A 23,769-nucleotide genomic window follows, 5' to 3' on the forward strand; every position below is an offset into this window, starting at 1 on the left:
TCTCTCCTACTTATCGTCGGGCTCGGTGACGCGCTTGGTAAACGAGAGCTTGGACTCCTTACCGGCCATGAGCTTTTGGATATTCGAGCGATGGGCCCACACCACGGTGATGCCAATCATCGCCATATAAAACTTGAGGCCCAGGCTGCTGTACGGAAAGACCGCGCAGGCAGCGATGGGAAGACCGATGGCGGCGGCAAGCGAGCCTACCGACACGTACTTGGTGATGGCAACGGCCACGATAAACATGCCCAGCAGCGACAGGCCAATGGGCCAGTACCAGGCAAGAATCACGCCCAAGCCCACGGCGATACCCTTACCGCCGTGGAAGTTAAGGTAGGGAGAAAAGATGTGACCCCACACGGCAGCCAGGCAAATGACGCCGAGCATCCAGTCGCCGGCGGCACCGGGAGCCATGATGCTCACGGGGAAGCCATAGCCCACGCTCGCGATGAGCGGACGCGCGATAAGGACGCAGATGGCGCCCTTAAGGCAGTCGAGCAGCAGCGTGAGCGCGGCCACCTTGGGGCCGGCCACGCGCAGCGCGTTGGTGGTGCCGATGTTGCCGGAGCCCGCCTTGCGAATGTCCGTGTGGTTGAACACGCGGCCCAGGATCAGGCCAAACGGAATCGCTCCGATAAAGAACGAGACCACGGCGCAGATGGCGGTCAGCAGGATCGGATTAAGCATCCTTTTGCTCCTTCTTCCTAAAGAAGAGTCGAATGGGCGTACCGGAAAAATCGAAGGTCGAGCGCATGCGGTTCTCCACGTAGCGCTGGTAGGTGTCATTGACCAGGTCGCTGTGGTTGACGAAGAACGTGAACGTCGGCGGATTGACGCCCGTCTGGGTCACGTAGTGCATGCGCAGGCGGCGTTTGCCGTCCACTACGGTGTGGCCAAACTCGCGCAGGTCGGTGAGGAACGTGTTGAGGCGCGAGGTACTGATCTTTTGCGAGCGCGTCTTCTCGGCAGCGTCGACCATCGCCCAGATCTTCTCGACGCTGCGGCCGGTCAGGGCAGAGATGCGCAGGTACTGGGCCCAGGGAGCCATGACGCCCAGACGGCGGTCGACGGTCTCCATGCAGGCCTCGCGCTTGCGGTCATCGTCGAGCAGGTCCCACTTGTTGAGCAGCACCACGATGGCGCAGCCGCGCTCGATGGCAAGACCCATGACCTTCTGGTCCTGCTCGGTAACGCCCACGGAGGAGTCGACGACGAGCAGCGCCACGTCGGCGCGGTCGATGGCGCGCAGGCCACGGACCATGGAGTAGTACTCGATGTTCTCGTACACGGTGCTCTTCTTGCGAATGCCCGCGGTGTCGACCATGCGGTAGTGCTTGCCGTCGCGCTCGACGACGGTATCGATGGCATCGCGCGTGGTGCCGGCAATGTTCGACACGATGGAGCGGTCGGCTCCCAGGATGCGGTTGAACAGCGACGACTTACCGGCGTTGGGGCGGCCGATAATGGCCACGTTGAGCGCGTCGGGGAACTCGTCGGCGACCTCGTCCTCCTCCTCGGGGAGCAGGGCCACGATATCGTCGAGCAGGTCGCCCGTGCCGTGGCCGTGCAGAGCCGACAGCGGCGTGGGCTCACCGATGCCGAGCGAATAGAACTCCCAGATGTTGTCGTTCTCGCGATCGGGGTTGTCGAGCTTGTTCACCAGCAGAAAGACCGGCTTGTCTGAGCGCTTGAGCATGCGGGCGACCGACTCGTCCTCCTCGGTGACGCCGGTGCGGCCGTCGACCACAAACAGGATGACGGCGGCTTCCTCGGCGGCGGCGAGTGCCTGGTCACGGATGGACGTGGCAAAGACGTCGTCGCTCTTGAGCGGCTCGATACCGCCCGTGTCGACGATGGTGAACTCGCGGCCGTTCCAATCGGCCGTGTGATACGAGCGGTCGCGCGTGACGCCGCGGGACTCATGGACGATGGCGTCGGAGGTCTGGGCCAGGCGGTTAACGAGCGTGGACTTGCCCACGTTGGGGCGTCCGACGACGGCGACGATAGGTTTCATCTGCTCTCCTTTAATGGGTGGGGTCAGTGGAAATAGTGGAGTCGGCAGGCACAATGCCAAGGATGTGCTCCAGGGTATCGAGCAGCTCATGCGGCATGGTCGACACCACATGAACCTCGGCACCGCGACTGGTAAGGCTTGCGAGTAAATCGTCACGATGATACTCGTCAAGCGTCATGCCGTCAGCGTTGAACATGAGCTTAGGCACAAAGAGCATAACCCCTGACAGGTCTTGCGGCAGCTGCTCAAGGATATCGCTCGCGACGATGAGGCCGGTCACGTCCACGTTGCCGCCGAAGTAGCGGTTTTTGATGGCCGTGACGGTGCCGGCAAGGCCCTGTGGAGACTCCACGAAGCGCGCCACGGTATCGCGTGCGCTGGCGCCCGAAAGACATACCAGGCGCTGGTCGCGGGCGGTCATAGCCTTGCGAACGCTGGCAAGGCGCTCGGCGTCGGCGGCAAGAACATCGTCTGTCTCGTCCAGATACGAGCGGATCATGCCGATGCCGTCGTAGTACTGCGGGTAGCCGTCGTAGAAATCGGCCTCGGGAGGCTCGATGCCGGCGTCCAGGTAGAACTCATCGCTCATCTGAAAGGTGTGGCGGCCAAAGCGCTCGTACGCGCGGTCCTGGAAGGGTCGGATCATGGCGATAGTCTCGCGCGCCAGCTCGGGCTTGTCGCTGTAGGACCAGCTAAAGCGATTTTGGTGCTTGGTAAAGCCGAGCGGCACGATGCCCAGGCTCGTGATCTGTTCGTGCTCCTCGCAAAAGCGCAGGGTCTTTTCCAGCTCCTCGCCGTCGTTCATGCCGGGGCACAAAACGATCTGCGCGTGAATCTCGATGCCGGCGGCCATGATGGCCTCAAGCACGTCCATGCCGCGCTGGGCGTTGCGGCCCATCATTCGGCGGCGGACGTCGGGGCTCACGGCGTGGACCGACACGTTCATCGGACTCATGTTGCGATTGATAACGTTTTGCACGTCCTCGTCGGAAAGGTTCGTGAGCGTGACAAAGTTGCCCTGCAAAAAGCTCAGGCGATAGTCGTCATCGCGGATGTAGAGCGTGGAGCGACCGCCCTTGGGCAGCATGGTCATAAAGCAGAACACGCAGGCGTTTACGCAGGTACGCATGCCGTCAAAGATGGGGCCGTCGAACTCAAGGCCCCAGTCCTCTCCCGGGAAGCGGTCGAGCTCCACGGGGGTGACAGTGCCGTCGCGCGGATCGAATACCTCCAGCTCGACGGTGTCGTCATCTGCCTCCCAGAGCCACACGATCATATCGGTCAGCCGCTCGCCGTTGACCGTGAGCACGCGCATGCCCGGCTCGATACCCACATCCCATGCGGGCGATTCGGGACGCACGTTTTTAACGAGCGCGCCCTCACCCGGCTCGGGGTCGCGGCTGCGCCCGTAATCGGCCAACTCGGCGGCGTATGCGGGTACGGTCTGGTCCATGATTAGCGGCAAAGCTCCTTGATGCGCGCAACGGCGCGTTCGATGTGTTCTTGCGGGGTGGAGGCTCCGGCAGTGATGCCGATGTGGCGCGCGTTGGCAAACCAGGTGGCCTCAAGCTCGGAAGCTTCCTCGATATGATACGTACACGCGCAGGCGTCTGCGCAAATCTGCGCCAGGCGGCGGGTGTTGCCCGAGTTCTTGCCACCCACCACGACCATACAGTCGCAGCGGTTGGCAAGTGCGGCTGCTGCCTGTTGACGCTCACTCGTGGCAGCGCAGATCGTGTTGATCACGCGCAGCTCCTGCACGCGCGGGGTGATGGAGGCCACAACCTCGGCCAGGTTTTGCGCGGTTTGGGTGGTCTGCACAACCAGGCCCACCTTGCCCTTGAGCGGCAGCGCGTCCGCATCGGCGGCGCAGCTCACGACTTGAGCGTCATCCCCGGCGTGGCCCAGAATGCCCTCGACCTCGGGGTGGCCCGGCTCGCCCACGACGATCACGCGGTAGCCCTCGCGCACCAGGCGCTCGGCCGCCACATGAACCTTCTTCACGTAGGGGCAGGTGGCATCGACCACGGTAAGGCCGCGCTCGCGAGCGGCTTCGATGACCTGCGGCACCACACCGTGCGCGCGAATGATCACGGTGCCCGACGCGGCGTCATCCAGGGTGTCGGCCAGGCCTACGCCTGCCTCGGCGAGCTCGCGTACCACGATGGGGTTATGGATGAGCGGACCCAGCGTGTGAACCTGAGTGCTCTCCCCCGCCTGCGGGGCGGCCGCCAATGCCATATCGAGTGCACGCTGCACGCCGTAGCAGGTGCCGGCGTGGGCAGCGATTTCGATGGTGGGGACGACTCCCTCAGCGGCGGCCGCGGCGGTATTCATGACGTTCTCACCCATAGCTAGAACCTGCCCGGATGCTCGTCGCACAGCTCGTCGCGCATGGCGTAGACGCGATTCATGGCCTCGGACTCAAACCAAGCCAGGCGCTCCTTACGCTTGAGCTCGGCCGGTGCATCGGAAAGCGAGATGGCCTTGCCGGCACGGATCCAGCACTTTTTGGGGCGCATTAGCTTTTTGCCCGCAGGCGTGATATCGGACCAGCCACAAATAGCGAGTGGATTAACGGGTGCCTTGCCCATCTGAGCGATGAGCGCAAAGCCGCCATGGACCTCGGGCTTGATCTCGCGCGAGCGGATGCGCGTGCCCTCGGGGAAGATCAGGACGTCCTCACCGCGCTGCAGTGCATGCTGGGCGGCACGCAGACACTTCATGTCGGCGGTACCGCGCTCGACGGGAATGCCGCCCACGCGGCTAAAGGCCCAGCGTACGATCTTGCTCTTGGCAAACTCGGACTTAAAAATGGGGCGAATGCGGCGGCCGCCAAAGAACAGCGCCGTTTCTACAGCCAGTAACTCGGCCATCGAGGTGTGGTTGCAGATGACCACGCTGCCGTGGCCCTCCTGGCGCTCAAACAGCAGGTCGGCGTCTTCGACTTTCCAGCGCCACATGAGCTTGGAGAAGGCCCAAAGAATAGCCATGACCACGACGACGGTGCCGCGGATGAGCGCCGGGAACTCGGCGTAGGGGGCGTTGTAATAATCCTCGGGCGTCTGCTTAAACAGGCGCATGGGCTACCTCCTTTGGTTGATGAGGCCCTCGATAATGCGGACGACCTCATCGATGGTGTGGGCGGTGGAGTCGACGTGCACGGCGTCCTCGGCGGGCACGAGCGGCGCGACCTCGCGGCTACTGTCGAGTTTGTCGCGCTGTTTGAGGGCGTCGAGGGTCTCGTCGACCTCGGCCTCGAGTTGCTCTGCGCTGAGCGGCTGGGCGTCGTTTTGGTGGCGCTGCAGCACGCGGCGACGGGCGCGCTCACGAGGGTCGGCGGTCAGGAACACCTTGACCTGCGCGTTGGGGAACACGACGGTGCCGATGTCGCGACCCTCGGCCACGATATCGCGATCCTCGGCGGCGCGGCGCTGATGGATGAGCATGGCGGCGCGTACGCCCGGGTAGGCCGAGACCTTGGAGACGTTGGCGTCCACCTGCGGGGTACGGATGGCAGCCGATGCGTCCGCACCGTCGATGGTCAGGCGCGTGTCCTCGCCAGTGCCGTTGGTAAAGCGGATCTCGATCTGTTCGGCGAGGGCGTCGATGGCCGCCTCGTCGTCCAGATCAATGCCGCGGTCGAGCGCGGCAAAGGTGACGGCGCGATACATGGCGCCCGTGTCGAGCTTGTTAAAGCCCAGCTGGCGGGCAATCTCCTTGGCGATGGTGGACTTGCCGGAACCGGCGGGGCCGTCGATGGCGACGATCATGCAATGCTTCCTTTCGGTGGTTGACGTGCTGATATGGGACGCGGGCGCTGCTTGCTGGCGGACTGGCTAGCCCGTGTAGCGCTCGCGGTAGGTGTTGCGCTTGGGTGCGGAGCCGTGGCTGCCGTGGTGACGCGTGCGGCTCGCGGTGTTGGTCGCGGGCGCGGCGCCACGCTTGGCGCTGGCCTGCTTGGGCGGAATGCCGCCGGCCTTGAGGATCTGCACCTCGCGGTCGGTGAGCTCGCGCCACGAGCCCTTGGCCACGTCCTTGAGCTCCAGGCCGGCAAAGTTGCAGCGGTGCAGGCGGATCACCGGATGGTGGATCTTGCTCAGCATGCGCTTGACCTGGTTCTTGCGGCCTTCGCGGATGATGACCTCCACGGCGGTGGTGCCGGGCTTTACGCCTTGCGGAGCCACGGCCTCGGCCTCGCGCGCGGTAATAACGCGGCAGATCGCCGGCTGGCACAGGCCGTCGTCGAGCTCGATGCCGCGACGGAGTGGTTCCAAGTCGCGATCGGTCAGGTGGCCGTCCACGAGCGCCTGATAGGTCTTATAGACGTGCTTGCTGGGGTGCAGCAGATCCTGCGACAGGTCGCCGTCGGTGGTAAAGAGCAAAAGGCCCGTGGTGTCGCGGTCCAGGCGGCCCACCGGGAAGAGCCCAGGAAAGCGGTCGCGCGGGACCAGGTCGGCCACGCAGGGGCGCTCCTGCGGATCGCTCATGGTGGTGAGGTAGCCGGTCGGCTTGTAGAGCATCAGGTACACGGCGCCCTGGTTGAGCTTGACGGGCATGCCGTCGACCTCGATATGGTCGCGGTCGACGTCAACCTTGGTGCCCAGTTCGGTCGCGACCTGGCCGTTGACGGTCACGCGGCCGGCGGTCATCAGGTCCTCCGAGCCGCGGCGACTCGCCACGCCCGCGCGCGCCAAAAAGCGCTGCAGGCGCATGGTGTGCGGATAGACGGGCTGGGCGCCGCCTGTGGGCGCCGTAGCGCCCGCGGCGCGTGAGATACGCGTCTCCCCCGCTTCGTTAGTCCTCGTCATGCATGTCCTCCGAGTTATCGCCGGTGGGCAGAAGCTCTGCGTCATCGGCGTCCTCAACATCGGTATCGATCAGTTCGCGCTCTTCGTCCAGGTCCTCGGCCTGCTCCTCGAGCGTGGACTGAATGCTGCGGCCGCTCAGACGCTCGCGGATAAACTGTCGCGACTGCTCGTCGGGGGCAAACTGCTCCAGATCGGGCAGGTCGCGAGTGGAGCGCAGACCGAACTTTTCCAAGAAGGCGTTGGTCGTACCGTAGATGATGGCCTGACCGCGCTCGGGGTCGCGGCCGAGCTCGCGCACCAGGCCCTTGTCAACAAGCGACGCGATAACGCCGTCGGAGTTGACGCCGCGGATGCCCTTGACCACCTCACGCGTGACGGGCTGGTGATAGGCGATCACGGCCAGGGTCTCGAGCGCCGCCTGCGACAGCTTTTGCGTGTCCCAGCTCAGCACGTAGGCCTCGACCACGTCGTGGTAGGCAGGGTGTGTAAACAGACGCCAGCCGCCGGCGACCTCGCGAAGCTGAAAGCCGCGGTTGGCCTCCTCGTACTCAACTTTGAGCTCGGCCAACAGCGATGCGCACTCGCCGGGGGCGATGTCGAGCGCGCTTGCCAGCGCGGGCGCGCTCACGGGGTCGCTCGACACCAGCAGCAGCGCCTCGAGGGCGCCTTTGAGGCTGTTTGCCTCCAGCGTGGAAAGGGTTGACATGGTTACCGCTCCTATTCGGTGAGCTCGGGGCCCTCGCCGGGCACATAGGCCTCGGCGCCCTCGACGCGGTTGATTTGAATGGTTCCAAAGATCTCGTCCTGGCTCAGCGTGAGCGAGCCGCGTTTGGCGAGCTCGAGCATAGCCAGGAAGGTGACGACGAGCTGCTCAGTCGTGGCGTCGCCGTCCAGCAGCTCGCGGAAGGTGCAGGTTTGGTGCGCCATGGTAAAGCGGTCGACCGAGGCCACCGTCAGATCGAGCGGCACGCGATGCGGCGCCACGTGCTCGGCCTCCAGCAGGAAGGTCTGGCGCTTGCCGTCCAGGTCGGCACAGATGACGGCCAGGCCGCGCAGGGTAATGCCGGCCAGGTAGTCGGGCATAAGGCCCAAGAACTCGGGGTCGGGGCCGGCAACGCGCGAATGCATGCGGCTCTCGGCCCGCATGCGCGCGCCAAGGGCCGCTGCCGCGCCCTTAAACTGCTTGTAGGCGATCAGGCGCTGGATCAGGACCTCGCGCAGGGCGTCGCCGTCAAGTGCGCTGAGTTCCTCGAGGTCTTCGTCGTCCTCGTCATCGTCGACGGATTTGCTGGGGGCCTCTTGGGGTACCAGCGAGGCGGCCTTGATGTCCAAAAGGGTTGCCGCGACCAGCAAAAAGTCGCTCGCCACGTCTAGGTCCAGCGCCTCGATGCGCTCGGCCTCGGCAAGGTATTGCTCGGCCACCTCACTGATCGAGATGGCGCCGATATCTACTTTTTGGCGGGTTACCAGCTGCAGCAGCAGGTCGAACGGTCCGCTGTAGACCTGCGTCGACACGCGATACGACATCTTCGACCTCCTTTGACGGCGCCTTCGCGGCGCGGTTTGGGTGCATGTTGCGACCGTTTTACACGGTCGACCTGTAAGTTTACCTTAGATGCCGGCGATTGCGAAGTTAAGCAGCCGCTCAGCCAGCGGATACACGGTAACGTCGAAATAGCGGCCGATCACGTCGATGCCGGTCCACATGGGCAGCAGATACAGCACGATGATAAGGATCGGCATGGCGTACTGCTGCAGACGATAGTAGTTGGCGAGCGCCTTGCCTTTGAGGAACGGCACGATGATCGACGAGCCGTCGAGCGGCGGGATCGGGATAAGGTTAAAGAACGCAAGCGACAGGTTGACCACAATAAAGGTGGCGCCGAAGTTCATGATTTGGGAGGCCACGGCAAAGGACATGCTGGCGTAAAGGCTGCCATAGGCTGCGTGCATGAGGGCCGCGGCCAGGCACGCGAGCGCGATGTTCGATGCGGGGCCGGCCACGCTCACCAGGACCTCGTCGCGCTTGGGGTGCTTAAGGTTATTGAGGTATACGGGCACGGGCTTGGCAAAGGCGAACACCGGGCCGCCGGCGGCGAGCATCAGCAGCGGTAGGAGAATGGTACCGAACGGGTCGATATGGTTGAGCGGGTTGAGCGAGACGCGACCACGCGAGCGGGCCGTCTTATCGCCGAGCGCCCAGGCCGCAGCGGCATGCGCGCTCTCGTGGATGACGATACCAACGATGACGGCAACGGCGCTGGCAAGCAGGTTCATGAGGTAGCTGCTGGACATGGCGCTCCCCTAGCGGACGCGGCGCGAGGCGCGCGTGAGCAGATAGTCGGCCACAAACAAGATGACGGCCACGATAGCGTAATCCAGGCGGAACACGCCGCCAAAGGGCGACGTGATGACGCCGTAGCCGGCGATGGCACTCGGCAGGGCACGCGAAAGCTCAACGACAAAGCCAACGATCTGCAGCTTGGCGGTGAGGCCGCTAAAGCACAGCAGCACGGTCATCGCGCTCATAAAGATGCCGCAGATGCGACAGGCGATGGCGATGATGCTCATCGCCACGGCGGCGGCCTTACGAGAGTTCACGCGCGGTCTCCTCTTCGATCTGGGTGGAAAGCTCGAGCCATTCGTCCTCGAGCTTGGGCAGCTCCTGCTTAAGGCCGTTATATTCCCCCAGCGCGGCGTTGAACTTATCCTGATCGGCATAAAGCTCTTCGCTCGCCATCAATTCCATAAGCTCGTCATAGCGGGCGCGCTTTTTGTCCAGCTCTGCCTCGATCTTCTTGAGCTGGTTGCGCACACCCTTGAGCTTTTTGTTGAGCGCGGCGCGGGCCTGGGCCTCGGCGCGCTTTTGCTCCTTGGTCTTTTTGCCCTCGGCTGGCTTGGGGGCGGCAGCGGGGGTGTCGGCCTGGGCGGCGTTGGCTTTGGTTGCCTTGGCCGCGGCGGAAGCGCTCTCCCCTGCAGCCTCGGCGGCGGCGCGGGCTGCGAGGTCCTCGCGCTTGTAGAGGTAGTAGTCGTAGTCGCCGTCGTAGACCGTGACCTTGCCGTCGCGGATGTCGATGACGCGGTTGGCAACGGCGCGCACCAGGTGCTCGTCGTGGCTGATTAGTACGATGGTGCCGGGGAAGTTTTGCAGGGCGTTCTCGAGCATGTCCACCGAGTCGATATCCAGGTGGTTGGTGGGCTCGTCCAGGCACAGGAGCGCCTCGGGCGCCACAAGCATCTTGGCGAGCGCCAGGCGCGCCTTTTCGCCGCCGGAGAGGACGCGGACCTGCTTTTCGATGGAATCGTTATCGCTAAACAGGAAGGCGCCCAGCAGGCTGCGCTGCTGCGGCACGGTCCACTTGGGCGTGACGGTGTCGATCTCTTGCAGGACGGTGTTGGACTCGGTCATGCCCTCGAGCGCGTGCTGGGCGTAGTAGGCAACACCCACGTTGGTGCCCAGGTCGCGCGTGCCGGTAGTGGGCGGCTCCAGACCGGCGATGATCTTCATGAGGGTGGACTTGCCGGCGCCGTTAGGGCCGACGAGCGCCACATGTTCGCCGCGGTAGAGCTTGAGGTCGATGCCGCTGTAGATGTGCTTGTCGCCGTAGGATTTGGATACGCCCTCCAGGCCAACGACCATGTCGCCCGAGCGCGGCGGGTCGGGGAACTTAAAGTCGATGTGCTTGTGGCCTTCGGGCAGGATAACGAGCTCCTTTTTGATCTGCTCGATCTTACGGATGCGCTCCTGGGCCTGGGCCGCCTTGGTGGGCTTGTAGCGGAACTTGTCGACGAAGACCTGCATGTGGGCGATATCGCGCTCCTGGGCAGCACGCTTGGCGCGCATCTGTTCCAGGTTGTCCTCGCGCTGCTTAAGATAGCTGCTGTAGTTGCCGGTGTAGGTGGTCACGCGGCGGTTCTCGAGCGCGGCGACGTGGTCGACGCAGGCGTCCATGAAGGCACGGTCGTGGCTGACGATAAGCACGGCGCCGTCGTAGTTCGCGATAAAGCCGCGCAGCCACTGGACGCTTTCGAGGTCCAGGTGGTTGGTGGGCTCGTCCAGAAGCAGCAGGTCGGGGTGGCGCAGGAAGAGCTTGGCGAGCGCGATGCGCATCTGCCAGCCGCCCGAGAACTCAGAACACGGGCGCTCAAAGTCGGTGACCTTAAAGCCCAGGCCGGACAGGATTTTGCGCGCGTTGCTCTCGAGCTCGTAGCCGCCCAGGTGTTCAAAGCGGTCCTGGACCTGGCCGTACTCGTTAAGAAGCGCGTCGACGTCCTTGCCCTGCTCGGAGAGCTCGGTAATTTGGGCCTGCAGCTCGTTGGCGCGCTCGCCCATGCGGCGGATTTCCTTGGCGGCCGCCATGACCTCGGCGAGGATGGTGGTGTCCTTGTGCTCCAGGTTGGTTTCCTGCTCTAGGTAGCCCACCTGGCAGTCCTTGGCATACTGGACCTGGCCGGCGTCGGGGCTATCGATGCCCATGATGATCTTGAGCATGGTGGTTTTGCCGGCGCCGTTGGGGCCCACGAGCGCAAAGCGCTCGCCGGGGTTGATCTGGAAGGACGCGCCGCTAAAGAGGACGCGCGCGCCGAAGCTTTTTTCGATCTTGTCGACCAGGAGGATCATGGTGCCGCCTTTGACCTTGTGTGCCTATATGAAAAAAGGCCCCAACTTACGTTGGAGCCTCATTCAATGCTCGGGTGGAGACGAGGGGGATCGAACCCCTGACCTCTTGACTGCCAGTCAAGCGCTCTCCCAGCTGAGCTACGCCCCCGTGCGAAGAAGTACTATACGGGAACTCGGACGGCGATGCAAGGACAATTTCGGAAAAACTTTCGGCGGCGCGGCGCCGGGGCGCCCGACCGAGCGCGCGAGACCCGCCCTCCGCTTCCGCGGCGCGGTCCGCCATCCGCCCAACGGCTGTCCCGCCGGCGCCGGGCCCATTATCGGGGCCAACCACGCCCCCGCACACCCGACGATTTCAAAACCATGCCGGTTTACGGGGCCAGGCCGGGAACCCCCGAGCATGGCGCAATCGGTAAAATCAAAACCGCAGGTAGACGACTCGCACATTCCGCGAAATGCAGGGTATGGACGGCCTGTCCTGGTCCAGCCCCGTAATCCGACATAGTTTTGAAATGATACTTGTCAAACAGCACTAACAATTACGTGGATTTGAACCGGAAACGTTTATCAAAGCAATTTGGCAGGCATGTGAAGTGGGAACTTTGACAAAAAGAGGCCGGGCTATTTGCCCGGCCTCTTGATTCTCTGGTGGGCCCTCCGGGATTCGAACCCAGAACCCAGGGATTATGAGTCCCCTGCGCTAACCGTTGCGCCAAGAGCCCTTATAAAGTAGCTGTCGCGGTTGGGTTGGAAGAACAACTTCCAACGTTTTAAACTACGTCGTGAAATACTACCATGCACGCGGCACCCGTTCAACGCACGATCTTGTCGACCAGGAGGATCATGGTGCCGCCTTTGACCTTGTGTGCCTATATGAAAAAAGGCCCCAACTTACGTTGGAGCCTCATTCAATGCTCGGGTGGAGACGAGGGGGATCGAACCCCTGACCTCTTGACTGCCAGTCAAGCGCTCTCCCAGCTGAGCTACGCCCCCGTGCGAAGAAGTACTATACGGGAACTCGGACGGCGATGCAAGGACAATTTCGGAAAATATTTTGCGGGCGGCGGCGAGGGAACGCAGCCCGGCCGCGGACGCAGGCGCGGGAACGGGCCGCGAGGCCCCGCGATGCCCTTTTCGCCCGCGGGGGCGCGCCCCGAGGGCGCGCGGCGTTGCCGCCGCCCTCCTCTCCGGCGCCCTTGGGACATCTCGAATCCCGCGGACCGCCGTTTCTCGCATCCGCGGCGCGGTCCGCCATCCGCCCAACGGCTGTCCCGCCGGCGCCGGGCCCATTATCGGGGCCAACCACGCCCCCGCACACCCGACGATTTCAAAACCATGCCGGTTTACGGGGCCAGGCCGGGAACCCCCGAGCATGGCGCAATCGGTAAAATCAAAACCGCAGGTAGACGACTCGCACATTCCGCGAAATGCAGGGTATGGACGGCCTGTCCTGGTCCAGCCCCGTAATCCGACATAGTTTTGAAACGACACTAGTTCACTAGCAGGCAAACTAGGTCGTTCTAGCTCCTTGTCGCCGGCTAATTTCCGATTTCCAACCAGTTGCACAATACACTTGCGCGCAGTCGCGTCTCGGCGCACTTCATTGCTTCTGATTTAGCTTTATATCGAATTCCCAAACGACTGCAGACGCTTTTGACTATGGTGTCTAGCTGCTTTTTGTCGTTAAGCATATCGTGGGTTACCAGGAACACGTCGAAACCCATGCTCTGGAGCGCAGTCATGCGCTCCGCATCGTGGTCAAGTATCGCGCCTGATCCATGGATGACTTCACCTTGGATTTCGATAATTACTGCCTTCATTAGGATTGGGTTTACAATCACAATGTCGCCGTAGCAAACCTTTTGGTCTGCGATGCTTTGGGCCGCCTCGGATAGAGGGGTTAAATCGTTGAGGTACACGTATCTGAATCCTGAACCACCTAGACGTCGGGAACGACTTAGAAGAAGGACCCCCGCGACCTCGAGTGGAGAAGCAGCAATGCCGATAACCTGTTGAGCGGCATCATAGAACTGCTTTCCCCACATTTGGCTTTTAACCTTGTCGGCGAATCGATGCAGGTCGCTCAGTTCGATGAGCGGCTTTCTCATCCAAAGAGAAGTACCTTTGAGTTTTGTAATCTCTCTTCCGTCCTCACGCTTATTCGATTGGCCTTCAAAATCTGGGGCTTTTACGGTTGCGCGGGCATAAACTCGTTTCCAAGGGACCTCGTCTTCGCCCTCTCCAAGTTCGAACAGATCCTGCGTGCTGGAATTGCGATTCTCCTCTTCCGCCATTTTTAACTGCATTTCGACAGCGAGGGTCGGCTCGAAAACAGAAAACCAACCGCAAAGTTCGTACATAGCCAGCACAAGATCCATCTGGGACACAAAGCGTGTCATAGTAAATAACGTGTTTAGCGGATTGGTGACACTAAAGCCTAAATGAGTGTCGATTGTTGTGCCGGCATCCGATACCCCTTCCCAGCGAATAGTGGAGCGCAATCCCGAGTGGTGATTACAACAACCTGGCGAAGCAACAGCGATAATCGGGGTCTTGAGAACGTCGGTTACGAAAGGGGCTTGGGATAGAGCTCGCCAGCCGTCTTCGGAGTTGGGTAGGCGCGGGTAGCGGTCGCGCACTTGCGGCGGGCAGCGCCAGTAACGGAATGCGGTGTTTGCGCAGACGATTTCGTCCATTTGCGCCTCCCCTGGTTTCGGCTGCGGGCCGTGCGGATTTCGGGCAAGGTCGATTATCTACTGGGTCATCATGCGGGTAAGTACCGGAAGCTGACCAAACGCTGACCAATAGCTTGACGAGTTCTGCCGAAAAAGCGTCGTGTGATAGAAATCCGCTGGAAGGAGCTCTGGGCGTGTGGTCCCTGTCTTCACATTTGCGTATGAATCACATGGGGAATTCAATGAAAATACGCATGCGTTATATACAAAACAAGCAATGGCGTCGGTAAAAAGGGTGCGATAAAAAACGACGCCTTAGACGACTACGATTTGATTTTGATGTCAGTTTTGGTGTCACCCTTGGTGTCAAAAAGAAAAAGGCCAGAGGCTCAACACCTCTGACCTGCGCTTTTGATGGTGGGCGATACAAGATTCGAACTTGTGACCCCATCCGTGTGAAGGATATGCTCTACCCCTGAGCCAATCGCCCGTCGCCTTTCGGCAAAAGAGATACTAACATAGCCGCGCGTGGTTTACCAAGAACTTTTTGCCCTCGATTTTAAATTCGTGGGTGTCAGTCAAGCAAAAGTGACAAAAGCAATCGGCAAACCCGCAGCTAAACAAGCATTTATCGCTTAATCCACGAAGTCTCGGGGCGGCAAATGAGTCGCGCGTTGTTGTAGGCCATATCGAGCGTGAGGCAGGTGCGCGCGGCGTAAAAGCCGTCCTCGCGCTGGATGGTCAGCGCCAGCTCGGGCTTGTCGCCGGTCAGGCACAGCGGCAAGAGCAGCTGGATCCGGCCGCCATAGAACTGCGGTACCGCGAGCGTGTAGTTGGCTGCGGCGCGGCGGGCGGCCTCGACGACGGCTCCCTCAAAGGCGCGGCGCAGCAGCAGCGAGTTGTCCTCCCCCATCAGGCTGGCGGGGATGCGCGTGAGGTTTTCCTCGTCGCCCAGAATGTGGTCGATGTTGGAGCGGATGGGCAGGCGGTAGTCAAAGACCAGCTCGGAGGGGTCCTCGGCAAAGCGCACGCGGCATGGCAGGTACTCAAACGAGACCAGCATGGGGTCGCTTTCCTTAAAGAAGCCCTTCAAAAACCAGCGCTGGCGCGCGTCGGGCTTGGTGTTGGGCTCAAACAGGCCGTAGATGGTCTCGTAGCGGCGCGTGTACAGGCCGGTGTTGAACAGGCAGCGGTCGTCGTCGAACACCAGCGGCAGGTTGGACGGCGCGGTCTGGTCCACGTCGCGCTCGGTCAAAAACACCGCGCGGCTAAACGAAAACGACAGGTAGTTTTTGAGGATGCGGTTGCCGGGGCCCCAGTCCTCGGGGTCGGCGAGGTCGACCAAACGGTCGTAACAGGGCTCGGGGCAAAACGCGAAGTCGTAGACATTACTGCACAGGGTGCTGGGGATCTCCATGTGGCTTCCAATCAAGATAATGGCCGGCGTGCGGATGCTTTGATTCTATACGTGCGACGGGTCGCCCATGCCCGCAATGCAACCGCGGCGCAGCTCCTCGGCGAGCCCGCTGGTCGTACGGTTTCCGGAAACGAGGTCCTGAATCCAGGCGTAGTACTGGTTGTCTTTGGGCTCGGAGCTGTCGGACAGCACGACCGGAGTGCCGGCGAATCTTAGGACAGACAACGCAAAGACAAGGCTGGTGCGCTTGTTACCGTCCTCAAAGATGTGGTCCTTGACCATGTGCTCGGCCACGTAGGTGACCTGGTCAAAGATGTCTGCGAAGCGGTCGGCCGGCGATTGGCCGAATATCGTACAGAATGCACCCGCAAGCACGGACTCGACGCGTCCAAGCTCAAGCGCGGCCCGGTCGCCTGCGGCGTCAGTTGTATAGCAGCGCCCGACCGTCATCAGCGTGCTGTGTAGGCGCATCACAGCCGCGGCAATAGCTTCGAGCGAACCGGCATCATCAAGCACGAGCGGCACGAACGGATGAGCGCCCCGCTGCGTAGCCGCCATCATGAGTTCTCCAAGAGCCTGAGCGCGTTGGGCATTTCCGCAATAGTTGACCGAATGGCTTCGTCGATCAAGGCGATGTTTTCAAGATCATCGTGTAAAGTGTGGAGTGCTTTCGGCGCGATAGGGTCGGTTGCGTCTGCTTTACAGTTGTCAAAAGTCATGCTTTCAGGATAATTGCCGCAACAACTATCAGGGCATGTCGTTGCATTTAATGTTTTCATCACGCCGTCCTCCTGCTAGCTAAATCCGAGCGTTTAACCCGGGCATTTCGACCATGCAACCTAAATTGATATTCTTGAGGCAATCAATCATCGCTGTCCAAACGTCTAGATGCCAGGTCGAATACCTTGCCCTTGTCCCTTGCACCTATTGCGATGATTTGAACTACTTCGACGTGCCCATCACGGATGCGATAAATTACGCGAATGCCATCAGTGCGAAACTTAAGTTCCCTACAACCTGCAAGAAGACCCGAAAGTGGCTTGCCAATTTCATCGGCTCGAAGTGCAAGACGCGCAATACCTTTGTCCACCATAGCGCGAACCGAGCCATCGAGTGACAAATACTCTTTCTCGGCAGTCTTATCGTAAAACTCAACCTTAAACCTAGCCACGTTCACTCGAACAGCTCCTCGTCGGAAATGGGATCGGTCGTCTCGGCTTCTAGCATGGCCTCGAACCTCTCACGTCCCACGGTATCGGAGAACGGGATGCCCTTGCGATTCGAATCAGCGTCGCCCTGCGCGAGCCTTGCAGCGGCTATGGCGTGCAGGCGCTCCTCTCGGAGCTGTTCGAGTTCAACCGCCATCGCTTCGAACTCGTCGAAGCCGACGATAACAGTATCGATGCCATCGTTCCTGTCTGAGACAAATTGCGGCTCCCTTCGAGCGCGACGTCTCGCTTCGCCAAAATTTTTGCTTGCCTGCGTCGAAGTCAGCACCTGTTCGCGTCCAAAAACGAGTTTCTTGTCTATCACGGCAACCATAGCAACCTCCTTTATAATCTGTCTCTAATACGTATTATAGTCCCTCTTAAATACGTACTAAAAGGAAAGTTAAACAGCAATATTCCTAGTATTGATTTGAAGAACAGGGTTTCGAGTCGTACTCCAGGGCGATCGGTTGCCAGACGAGGTCTTCGATGGCGCAGCTTAGGGTGTTTGCGAGCGCCAATGCCGAGGAGACTGAGGCGCGGCGTAGGTCGAGCTGGTTCTGCTCGTAGAGTTGTATGGCGCGAAGTTTAACCCCCGATTGGGCGGCGAGCTGTTTTTGCGTTAGGCCGGCCGCCTTTCGTGCCGCTTTGAGGCCCTTTTTGTCTGCCTGGGCGTTGTTCCATTTTTCGATGACAATCTGGGCGAATTTGTCTTCGGAAGCCTCGTGAAGCGGATGGTACGAGCCGATGATCCAATCGAGCGGGGCGACTTCAAGAAGGTCGCTAAAACACAAGCTGCACATCCATTGCGCATAGGCCAAAACCCACCCCGCCCAATACTGAGGCGAACGGTCGAACGGATAGGTCTCCCTGCATTCGACGGGGCTCAGTCCCGCATGGGCGATAATATCGCGCGCGAGCTCGTCGCCCGACATGCCGCAGACGACGCGAGGCATACCGCGCTCAAACTGTTTCATCTCAAAAGCGTTCGACAGGATCGCCGTCAACTCGGCTGGATTCAACCCTTGGTCGCAGAGAGCGAAATCGACTGCCTCGCCCAGCGTTCTCATGGCATCCTCGAGATACATCTCACTGTAGGCGTGGGTCATTTTCTGTCATCCCCTCTCGAACGATATCGACGATACGAATTCCCTCAAACGGGTTTTCGGTAAGCAATTCCCGATACCGCGCCCTTGCCAACTCATCTCGGTCCTTGGCCAATGGGCCATATAGAGCTTGCGGCGCACGTTCAAATCCAGCAAAACGAATGCTCTTAAACGCACGCTCGCTTTTGAGCACAATCTGTTCTCCAAGGTTGCCGAGCCTCATCGCTCGACCGAGCTGGTCAATGGTGATCGTATTGTTTACAAACGCTCTGGCATAGCTGAAGTACGAGTCATCCGCACGCCACCCTCTAATCACATCGCAAGCGTTAGCATCAGGCAAAAAATGATCGCGAAGGTATTCGCATGCCCCCATAGCGACGGCGGTGTCCTTTCGGAATGAACGATGCTCTACAAGCAACGCTATCCAATGAAGAACTGAATATTGCGGCGATAGCAGGTCGAGTACCTTGAGATCGGCCATGTCGAGTTCATATCGATTTGCAAAGCCGTCTGCGTCCCTAGAGCATGCCCATTCCCTTGCAAGGTCGAGGCTCTCTGTGCAATAGAATCCCCGTCCATAGTCGTTATGGACTTTCCCCAGGCCAAGCTGGGGAGTCTCAATGATTTTCTGAGAACCATGCCACAGTTCCACGCGAGTCTCCTAACAGATATCGCTCTAGCGATAGTATAACACACTATCGCTAGAGCGATACCTGCATTCAAAGAGCAAGAGGATGTATGGAACGGAGTTTGAGTTCAATACTGGCTTCTAAGACTCTCCGAGTCCGGAAGTAAGCGGCAAAAATCAGACTCGTTGACCACGCCGAAGCACACCAACGCCTCTGCCTGCTACAGCGCTTCATAGATGCACACCTCATCCTGCTCGATGCTTTTGCTGAAGGCCGGGCGCATGTGCTCTGGTGGGTTGGTGACTATATCAACCTTTCGCCCAAGTTCCTTTTCGAGCTCAAGTGAAAGTTCATATAGCGTGCCAAACGTCATCGTGGCGCCGCAGGCTAGACGCAAGTCGATATCGCTATCGGGCGCTTGCTCGCCTCGGGCGAACGAGCCAAACAGATATGCCTCGCGGGCGTCGTAGCGAGCCAGCACGCGGCAGACCGCAGTGGATATGTCGGTTAACGAGATCATGAATAATTGCCGCTCAACAGTAAAACATCAGGGGACCAGCGCCGAAACCTCCGGTCCAACTTTATGGCGTTCGGCAAGCTCGAAAATGTATGGGGATTTTGATCTGAGGTTCTTGGGAAATAGTGTGACTGGCCGTAGCACGGGATAAATCACACTATTGGCCCGACCCAAATACATCATCTACAAGATCAGGCAAATCTGTCCATACCTGATAGGCGGCAACGTTGTCCGGATTTGCTTCTCTTGCGCGGCGTTTATCATCGGTATTGTGCTTTGCGGCATTGGCCAAAGCCTGGTCCTTTTTGCCATCAATCATTTCTAGATTTACAGACTTGAACTTAGACGCAGACGACCTGTTGGGGTCGGTGGTCTTTAATACACCAAGGTTGCGCGCCCTTTTCTCACATTGGGGAGTCGATGTAAAAGTTTCCGGGCATGGTGAAACATGATCGATGAGCCATACTTCAAAGCATGGATTGGAGATCGCGAGCTTAACCCCTGTTGTCTTAGCTTCTCGTTCTGCCTTGGCCAAATTCCTGAACTCATCCGAATCGACAACAATCCATGCGGAACTCAATGCTTCGATTTCACCTGTTTTAACTGCCTTTTTATCATTCTCAAGCTCTCGGGACAGTTGCTTGGCCACCTTCAAGGGGTCTCCGTCTATATGCCGATACCGCACGCTTCCGCGAACATCCATCTCACTAATTAAGTGGTTGAAGTATTCGGTTTCGGTCACCTTGCCATTGGACACAATTAAGTGGCGCTTTCTTTTGGCTCTTGTTTGCTTTTTGCGGCCAAGAGCAAGCCCTCTCCTTTCTGCCTTAGCCATTTATGTCAGCGTCTTCCTTCATGAGTCGGGCCACAAGTTGATGAAAACTTGGGTTGGGCAGCGGCACATAGACACCGTTTAAGTAATTGCGCCCCAGATTCTCATTTGCACGAGGGGAATACTCCATCGCTGCAATTAATTGCGAAGTACCTTCAGAGTCCTTTTCCACAAACCAGACCTGGTCACGTTCGAGCACCTCTTCCATGGGGCTGGTTCGCGTCATCAAGGTGACATCATGGGTTGAGAAGATGAGCTGCGCGCCCTTTGGATTTGTGTCAGGATCGGCGAACAGTGAGACGAAGTCGCGCAGGAGCGTAGGATGAAGACTCGAATCAAGCTCGTCAATTACTGTTGTGGCCCCGCTGCTTAAAGAGCGTATGGCTACCGAGAAAAACGCCAGCGCAGCTTTTGTGCCCTCCGATTCATGGGCGGAGTCCAGCCAAAAGCCATCTCCCGAGCCTTTATGGTGGAAGAACAGGTCATAAGCGAACGACCATTTAAAGTCTTCTGCAATTTTATTACGTGCCTCTTCCGGAATCTCATCGAGTCCAACGAGCGAGTCTTTTAAACTCATGACGCCTTCCGCTTGACGGACATCCATTCCGTCAATTCCGATATCAGCATATTTAATGAGCTGAGATAACATCTGAGCTCGTGCGTCATCGTTGATAAACAGCTTTTTTATGGTGGCAAGCTCTGCTAGATAATGCGTTGCATCGTAGAGATTGATGTCATTGGCAAGAGCTGCGAATGCGGATTGAATTACATCACTTCCAGCCGCCGCGGCGGCAGATAAGAACAAAGAATTATTGCGCGTGATATCCCAAAGTTGTTTTTTGGCGCCTGTAAAGGTGCTACCAAATTTAATTGACTGTTCCCCGTTTATCGATGAGCGGTCATAGAGAAGGGACGGCTGTTTTGATCGATACACGGTGAGATTCTCATATGTAACCTCATTTTTGTTTACACCAAATGAAAATTCATACTTTAAGTTGCTGGCGATAAAATCTATCGAGAATTCTGTGTCATTTGATCGCGATTCCGAGTCAAGTAAAAAGGGGACGATGGGTATTTGAGATTTCGCATCGCCTGCCGCGTAACCGGTACGAACAAAGTAAGAGACAAAGTTAAGAGCGTTTAAGAAATTTGATTTGCCCGAAGCGTTTGCACCGTAAATCGCAGCCACTCGCACAGGACCAAGTTCCTTTTTGCTTGAAATCGGTTCGAAAGAGAACTGCTGCGTATCCCGAAAACTGAGGAAGTTCTTAAAAGAAAAGTTGAGGATCATCTTTAGAATCCTTTTCGCAAAAGTTGATTTACCACAGACATCCTTTAATAACAAGGACAATTATATAGTTTTAAAACCATTATTTGTTAGCTTTGAACAAATATCTGCTTTAAATTGAAATCTATTCAAGAGGCCCTATTAGCATTGCAAATTGTTCCATTGCCGCTGCGACAAGAATGGCAAGATTGTCAAAACGTCTTTTTTGCCAGATGCCAGGAATGCGTCCCCTTCGCGAATGGCCTCAAGGCTTTCGGAATTAGGTTCCTCGGGGGCAAAAGTCAACGCGATGCGATGAGTGTTGCCCATTTGCTTGAAGAAGAATCGATATCGTAGAAGCTGCCTCACTCAGGAGCAATCCGGAAAGCGAGCGTTTTAGCAGCGAATCGCGGCGCATAGGAGCGCTATGCCGAATAAGAAAAGCGTTAGGGATGCGGCAATCCAGCAGCTATCACCTGTCTTGGGGAGCGAGGCAGTCGTCGCGGTGGTGGCTTTGGGCCTAGAGGCCTTGGCGGCCGTGGTGTTGGTCACTGTGGTCGTGGTCACCGTCTTAGTCGCGGCTGCGGGCTTTTGTGTGGGATTCGTCGACGGATCCGCAGCTGGCTCGCCGGTAGCGGAGTCAGTGCCAGGGGCGGACGGACCATCGCCCGGCACCTCGGGCCCACCGGTCTCCCCCGCCGACGACGTGGTATCCACGGGTTCGATCGTCACATGCGCTGCCGCGGACCCATCGGCTTCCACCACGCCGCCTGCGCCAAAGGCCCCAATGTGACCTCTGATTACGACAACGCGTCCGCACCAAGGTATTCACACTCAATTCCATCGTAAATAATTTCCTAAAACAAGTGATTTACTTTTAGGCGGGTCGAATCTAAATTTTATACCTAGTTATTTTTTTCCATTCGGCTGTAAAACCCATGGCCTCAAGGAGGCGCTCCTCGCCGATGCTCTCATCCAATGACAAGTATCCGTTAACGCACTTGACGAGCTTGGCCTTGAATGTCTTGAACTCGTCGTCGCGAAGGAGGTATCGAAGGGTGATCACTGCCGAGAAAACGTCTACCTTGCCGCAAGCGTAATCCGGCCCAATCTTTTCGATGCCGAGCTTGGCGTGCAAGGCCGTGTCAGGAATCTCGACGTGACACCTGTGGGAGAAGAGGCGCTCTCCATGCGCGCAGACGTTCCTGTAGAGGGCGAGTACGCGGATAAACGACGAGAGTTCTTTCGGGTTTCCGACCCCGAACCGCTTAGCAATCTTGGCCTTCTCATTGTCTCTAAGTGCCGTGAGCATTTTCGAAATCTGTCCGAAGGTCATGGCGTTCACGGCAACCCATAGCGGCACGTTCTTATATGCCCTGCGGTAGTAGGCAAGGTATTCGTGGCTGGTATCCTTGTTGGCGATATAGTCAAGCATGTTCAGCAGCTTTGGGAGAACACGCTTCGCGCCCTTCGACGTCGCGTAGCAGCGGGCGTCTAGATACTTGCTCCGGGACTCGCCATATGCAGCGCAGAACTCGTAGGCCAGCGCCGACCTGATCTTCGCCTCGACCTTGAGCAGCGCATCGAGCATTATCTCTCTAAGCTCGACGTCAAACTCGTAAAGCGCTAGGATGTCTCCAAAAGTGGCACCTTCGCGGTATACCCGGGTGCTCGGGTCGCGGAAAAACGACTGGTAGCCGTTCACGACCGGGAAATACTGTACCAAGCAGGAAAAGCGTCACGGAAGCGGCGATCCAGTTGCTGTCGCCGGTCTTAGGGAGCGCTGTTGTGTTCGCGGCGATGCTCTTGGGCTTGGACGGCGTAGACACCGTGGTCTTGGTCACCGTCGTCTTGGCCGTTATGTTTGTCTTGGGAATCGCAGCTGCGGGTTTCACTGTGGGGTCCGTCGCGGGTTCTGCACCGGGCTGCCCCGCAGCAGGATTACCAACAGTCTCACCCGTCCCGCCGCCTGGCACGCCTTCTCCACCGGTCTCCCCCGCCGGGGGCGTGGCGCTCTCGGGCTCAATCACCACGTGCGGTGCCACCGCACCGGAGGTATCCACCACGCTGCCAGCATCAAAGGCCCCGCCAGCAGGCGCCACAAACCGCGCAGACATAAGCGACCCACCCAGGCACGCAACGTCGCCGTCGGCACCGGCCGCATCAAGCCACGAGGCATCGACGGAAAGCCGACAGCCGGCCGCGCCATCGCCAAGACCCGCGTCCTGCAGATACACGCCGTAAGCGCGCACGCCCGCACCGGACCCGGCGCCCGCGGCAACGACGCGCCCGCCGCCGCGCACGGCCATGTCGCCGGCGATTACGCCCGCCACGGCCTCGTCCGTAATATCGGCCCCGTCCGCCCGGGCATCGACGGTGCAGCCGTCCACCACGAGCGCCTGCGAGGCGTGGATCCCGCACTGCGAGCCCATCGCCGTTAGGGTCCCGGAGCCGCGAAGCGTCAGACAGCCCCACACCTCCATGCCGCACAGCGTGATGTCCACCACGAGCGCCTGCGACTCCGTTGCTGACTTCATTGGGGAATCGTAGTCCACCGCAAGCATGTCCTTGGCCTTCATATGATTCATAGAGCCTTGAAAGAAGCTAGCAGGTAGCTATTAGCGTCCTGAAAAATGGACGAGCAGATAAGCTGCTACCCCTGAATTCAA

At 59.1% G+C, this 23,769-nt stretch carries 25 protein-coding genes and 4 tRNA genes; all 29 read right to left on the minus strand.

The window, feature by feature from the left end:
- Positions 1 to 6 precede the first annotated feature (6 nt).
- Positions 7 to 690, minus strand: a complete 684-nt coding sequence (gene plsY / locus I1M21_RS03025; RefSeq protein ID WP_195192358.1) for a glycerol-3-phosphate 1-O-acyltransferase PlsY — start codon at positions 688 to 690, stop codon at positions 7 to 9.
- A complete protein-coding gene (gene der, locus I1M21_RS03030; protein ID WP_195192359.1) occupies positions 683 to 2,017 on the minus strand; it encodes a ribosome biogenesis GTPase Der in 1,335 nt (444 codons plus the stop codon). Before der ends, plsY begins: the two co-directional genes overlap by 8 nt.
- A gap of 10 nt (positions 2,018 to 2,027) precedes the next feature.
- Entirely contained in the window at positions 2,028 to 3,470 is a 1,443-nt protein-coding gene (locus tag I1M21_RS03035) for a DUF512 domain-containing protein (protein WP_195192360.1), read from the minus strand.
- Between the two features lie 2 nt (positions 3,471 to 3,472).
- Positions 3,473 to 4,369, minus strand: a complete 897-nt coding sequence (locus tag I1M21_RS03040) for a 4-hydroxy-3-methylbut-2-enyl diphosphate reductase (RefSeq protein ID WP_195192361.1) — start codon at positions 4,367 to 4,369, stop codon at positions 3,473 to 3,475.
- 2 nt (positions 4,370 to 4,371) lie between these two features.
- Positions 4,372 to 5,100 (minus strand): lysophospholipid acyltransferase family protein, encoded by a 729-nt coding sequence (locus tag I1M21_RS03045; protein ID WP_195192362.1) that lies wholly within the window; start codon positions 5,098 to 5,100, stop codon positions 4,372 to 4,374.
- Positions 5,101 to 5,103: 3 nt separating this feature from the next.
- Positions 5,104 to 5,790 (minus strand): (d)CMP kinase, encoded by a 687-nt coding sequence (gene cmk / locus I1M21_RS03050; RefSeq protein ID WP_195192363.1) that lies wholly within the window; start codon positions 5,788 to 5,790, stop codon positions 5,104 to 5,106.
- A gap of 66 nt (positions 5,791 to 5,856) precedes the next feature.
- The gene (locus I1M21_RS03055) at positions 5,857 to 6,828 is read right to left on the minus strand and encodes a pseudouridine synthase (protein ID WP_195192364.1); all 972 of its coding nucleotides are present in this window, start codon (positions 6,826 to 6,828) and stop codon (positions 5,857 to 5,859) included.
- Positions 6,815 to 7,534 carry an SMC-Scp complex subunit ScpB gene (gene scpB / locus I1M21_RS03060; RefSeq protein WP_195192365.1) on the minus strand — a complete coding sequence of 240 codons (720 nt, stop codon included), beginning with the start codon at positions 7,532 to 7,534 and terminating at the stop codon, positions 6,815 to 6,817. Before scpB ends, I1M21_RS03055 begins: the two co-directional genes overlap by 14 nt.
- Positions 7,535 to 7,545: 11 nt before the next feature.
- Positions 7,546 to 8,355 carry a segregation and condensation protein A gene (locus tag I1M21_RS03065; protein WP_195192366.1) on the minus strand — a complete coding sequence of 270 codons (810 nt, stop codon included), beginning with the start codon at positions 8,353 to 8,355 and terminating at the stop codon, positions 7,546 to 7,548.
- 84 nt (positions 8,356 to 8,439) lie between these two features.
- Entirely contained in the window at positions 8,440 to 9,123 is a 684-nt protein-coding gene (locus I1M21_RS03070) for a site-2 protease family protein (protein ID WP_195192367.1), read from the minus strand.
- Between the two features lie 9 nt (positions 9,124 to 9,132).
- Positions 9,133 to 9,429, minus strand: a complete 297-nt coding sequence (locus tag I1M21_RS03075; protein WP_164473297.1) for a hypothetical protein — start codon at positions 9,427 to 9,429, stop codon at positions 9,133 to 9,135.
- On the minus strand, positions 9,416 to 11,449 hold the full coding sequence (locus I1M21_RS03080) for an ABC-F family ATP-binding cassette domain-containing protein (protein ID WP_195192368.1): 2,034 nt from the start codon (positions 11,447 to 11,449) through the stop codon (positions 9,416 to 9,418). The genes I1M21_RS03075 and I1M21_RS03080 overlap by 14 nt, the downstream gene beginning before the upstream one ends.
- A gap of 75 nt (positions 11,450 to 11,524) precedes the next feature.
- Positions 11,525 to 11,597: transfer RNA gene (locus I1M21_RS03085), tRNA-Ala, on the minus strand.
- A gap of 498 nt (positions 11,598 to 12,095) precedes the next feature.
- Positions 12,096 to 12,171 (minus strand) — tRNA-Ile (locus tag I1M21_RS03090).
- Between the two features lie 198 nt (positions 12,172 to 12,369).
- Positions 12,370 to 12,442 (minus strand) — tRNA-Ala (locus I1M21_RS03095).
- 545 nt (positions 12,443 to 12,987) lie between these two features.
- A complete protein-coding gene (locus tag I1M21_RS03100) occupies positions 12,988 to 14,145 on the minus strand; it encodes a putative endonuclease domain-containing protein (protein ID WP_195192369.1) in 1,158 nt (385 codons plus the stop codon).
- A 394-nt stretch (positions 14,146 to 14,539) separates the two neighbouring features.
- Positions 14,540 to 14,614: transfer RNA gene (locus tag I1M21_RS03105), tRNA-Val, on the minus strand.
- A gap of 138 nt (positions 14,615 to 14,752) precedes the next feature.
- Positions 14,753 to 15,541 carry a DUF3825 domain-containing protein gene (locus I1M21_RS03110; protein WP_195192370.1) on the minus strand — a complete coding sequence of 263 codons (789 nt, stop codon included), beginning with the start codon at positions 15,539 to 15,541 and terminating at the stop codon, positions 14,753 to 14,755.
- Positions 15,542 to 15,586: 45 nt separating this feature from the next.
- Entirely contained in the window at positions 15,587 to 16,102 is a 516-nt protein-coding gene (locus I1M21_RS03115) for a Fic family protein (RefSeq protein ID WP_195192371.1), read from the minus strand.
- Between the two features lie 301 nt (positions 16,103 to 16,403).
- Complete coding sequence (locus I1M21_RS03125) at positions 16,404 to 16,712, minus strand: type II toxin-antitoxin system RelE family toxin (RefSeq protein ID WP_195192373.1); 309 nt, start codon at positions 16,710 to 16,712, stop codon at positions 16,404 to 16,406.
- A gap of 2 nt (positions 16,713 to 16,714) precedes the next feature.
- The gene (locus I1M21_RS03130; protein WP_195192374.1) at positions 16,715 to 17,083 is read right to left on the minus strand and encodes a hypothetical protein; all 369 of its coding nucleotides are present in this window, start codon (positions 17,081 to 17,083) and stop codon (positions 16,715 to 16,717) included.
- Positions 17,084 to 17,168: 85 nt separating this feature from the next.
- Positions 17,169 to 17,858, minus strand: a complete 690-nt coding sequence (locus tag I1M21_RS03135) for a helix-turn-helix domain-containing protein (protein WP_195192375.1) — start codon at positions 17,856 to 17,858, stop codon at positions 17,169 to 17,171.
- The gene (locus I1M21_RS03140) at positions 17,839 to 18,507 is read right to left on the minus strand and encodes a DUF3990 domain-containing protein (protein WP_195192376.1); all 669 of its coding nucleotides are present in this window, start codon (positions 18,505 to 18,507) and stop codon (positions 17,839 to 17,841) included. Before I1M21_RS03140 ends, I1M21_RS03135 begins: the two co-directional genes overlap by 20 nt.
- 197 nt (positions 18,508 to 18,704) lie before the next feature.
- Positions 18,705 to 19,004: a nucleotidyltransferase family protein gene (locus tag I1M21_RS03145; RefSeq protein ID WP_195192377.1), complete on the minus strand. Its 300-nt coding sequence runs from the start codon at positions 19,002 to 19,004 to the stop codon at positions 18,705 to 18,707.
- A gap of 154 nt (positions 19,005 to 19,158) precedes the next feature.
- Positions 19,159 to 19,836 carry an RloB family protein gene (locus tag I1M21_RS03150; RefSeq protein WP_195192378.1) on the minus strand — a complete coding sequence of 226 codons (678 nt, stop codon included), beginning with the start codon at positions 19,834 to 19,836 and terminating at the stop codon, positions 19,159 to 19,161.
- Positions 19,829 to 21,124 carry an AAA family ATPase gene (locus I1M21_RS03155; protein ID WP_195192379.1) on the minus strand — a complete coding sequence of 432 codons (1,296 nt, stop codon included), beginning with the start codon at positions 21,122 to 21,124 and terminating at the stop codon, positions 19,829 to 19,831. Before I1M21_RS03155 ends, I1M21_RS03150 begins: the two co-directional genes overlap by 8 nt.
- A gap of 372 nt (positions 21,125 to 21,496) precedes the next feature.
- Complete coding sequence (locus I1M21_RS03160; RefSeq protein WP_195192380.1) at positions 21,497 to 21,862, minus strand: hypothetical protein; 366 nt, start codon at positions 21,860 to 21,862, stop codon at positions 21,497 to 21,499.
- A gap of 130 nt (positions 21,863 to 21,992) precedes the next feature.
- Positions 21,993 to 22,805, minus strand: a complete 813-nt coding sequence (locus tag I1M21_RS03165; RefSeq protein ID WP_195192381.1) for an Abi family protein — start codon at positions 22,803 to 22,805, stop codon at positions 21,993 to 21,995.
- On the minus strand, positions 22,711 to 23,688 hold the full coding sequence (locus I1M21_RS03170) for a hypothetical protein (RefSeq protein ID WP_195192382.1): 978 nt from the start codon (positions 23,686 to 23,688) through the stop codon (positions 22,711 to 22,713). The genes I1M21_RS03165 and I1M21_RS03170 overlap by 95 nt, the downstream gene beginning before the upstream one ends.
- Between the last annotated feature and the right edge of the window lie 81 nt (positions 23,689 to 23,769).

The sequence above is a fragment of the Collinsella aerofaciens genome (assembly GCF_015546965.1).
GTDB lineage: Bacteria > Actinomycetota > Coriobacteriia > Coriobacteriales > Coriobacteriaceae > Collinsella > Collinsella aerofaciens_X.

Coding starts and splice junctions, on each gene's coding strand:
- I1M21_RS03040 (WP_195192361.1), bottom strand. CDS start 4,369: ATGGGTGAGAACGTCATGAATACCGCCGCGGCCGCCGCTGAGGGAGTC.
- der (WP_195192359.1), bottom strand. CDS start 2,017: ATGAAACCTATCGTCGCCGTCGTCGGACGCCCCAACGTGGGCAAGTCC.
- I1M21_RS03155 (WP_195192379.1), bottom strand. CDS start 21,124: ATGATCCTCAACTTTTCTTTTAAGAACTTCCTCAGTTTTCGGGATACG.
- I1M21_RS03065 (WP_195192366.1), bottom strand. CDS start 8,355: ATGTCGTATCGCGTGTCGACGCAGGTCTACAGCGGACCGTTCGACCTG.
- I1M21_RS03130 (WP_195192374.1), bottom strand. CDS start 17,083: ATGGTTGCCGTGATAGACAAGAAACTCGTTTTTGGACGCGAACAGGTG.
- I1M21_RS03080 (WP_195192368.1), bottom strand. CDS start 11,449: ATGATCCTCCTGGTCGACAAGATCGAAAAAAGCTTCGGCGCGCGCGTC.
- I1M21_RS03145 (WP_195192377.1), bottom strand. CDS start 19,004: ATGATCTCGTTAACCGACATATCCACTGCGGTCTGCCGCGTGCTGGCT.
- I1M21_RS03135 (WP_195192375.1), bottom strand. CDS start 17,858: ATGACCCACGCCTACAGTGAGATGTATCTCGAGGATGCCATGAGAACG.
- I1M21_RS03045 (WP_195192362.1), bottom strand. CDS start 5,100: ATGCGCCTGTTTAAGCAGACGCCCGAGGATTATTACAACGCCCCCTAC.
- I1M21_RS03150 (WP_195192378.1), bottom strand. CDS start 19,836: ATGGCTAAGGCAGAAAGGAGAGGGCTTGCTCTTGGCCGCAAAAAGCAA.
- cmk (WP_195192363.1), bottom strand. CDS start 5,790: ATGATCGTCGCCATCGACGGCCCCGCCGGTTCCGGCAAGTCCACCATC.
- I1M21_RS03055 (WP_195192364.1), bottom strand. CDS start 6,828: ATGACGAGGACTAACGAAGCGGGGGAGACGCGTATCTCACGCGCCGCG.
- I1M21_RS03070 (WP_195192367.1), bottom strand. CDS start 9,123: ATGTCCAGCAGCTACCTCATGAACCTGCTTGCCAGCGCCGTTGCCGTC.
- plsY (WP_195192358.1), bottom strand. CDS start 690: ATGCTTAATCCGATCCTGCTGACCGCCATCTGCGCCGTGGTCTCGTTC.
- I1M21_RS03110 (WP_195192370.1), bottom strand. CDS start 15,541: ATGGAGATCCCCAGCACCCTGTGCAGTAATGTCTACGACTTCGCGTTT.
- I1M21_RS03170 (WP_195192382.1), bottom strand. CDS start 23,688: ATGAATCATATGAAGGCCAAGGACATGCTTGCGGTGGACTACGATTCC.
- I1M21_RS03115 (WP_195192371.1), bottom strand. CDS start 16,102: ATGATGGCGGCTACGCAGCGGGGCGCTCATCCGTTCGTGCCGCTCGTG.
- I1M21_RS03035 (WP_195192360.1), bottom strand. CDS start 3,470: ATGGACCAGACCGTACCCGCATACGCCGCCGAGTTGGCCGATTACGGG.
- scpB (WP_195192365.1), bottom strand. CDS start 7,534: ATGTCAACCCTTTCCACGCTGGAGGCAAACAGCCTCAAAGGCGCCCTC.
- I1M21_RS03100 (WP_195192369.1), bottom strand. CDS start 14,145: ATGGACGAAATCGTCTGCGCAAACACCGCATTCCGTTACTGGCGCTGC.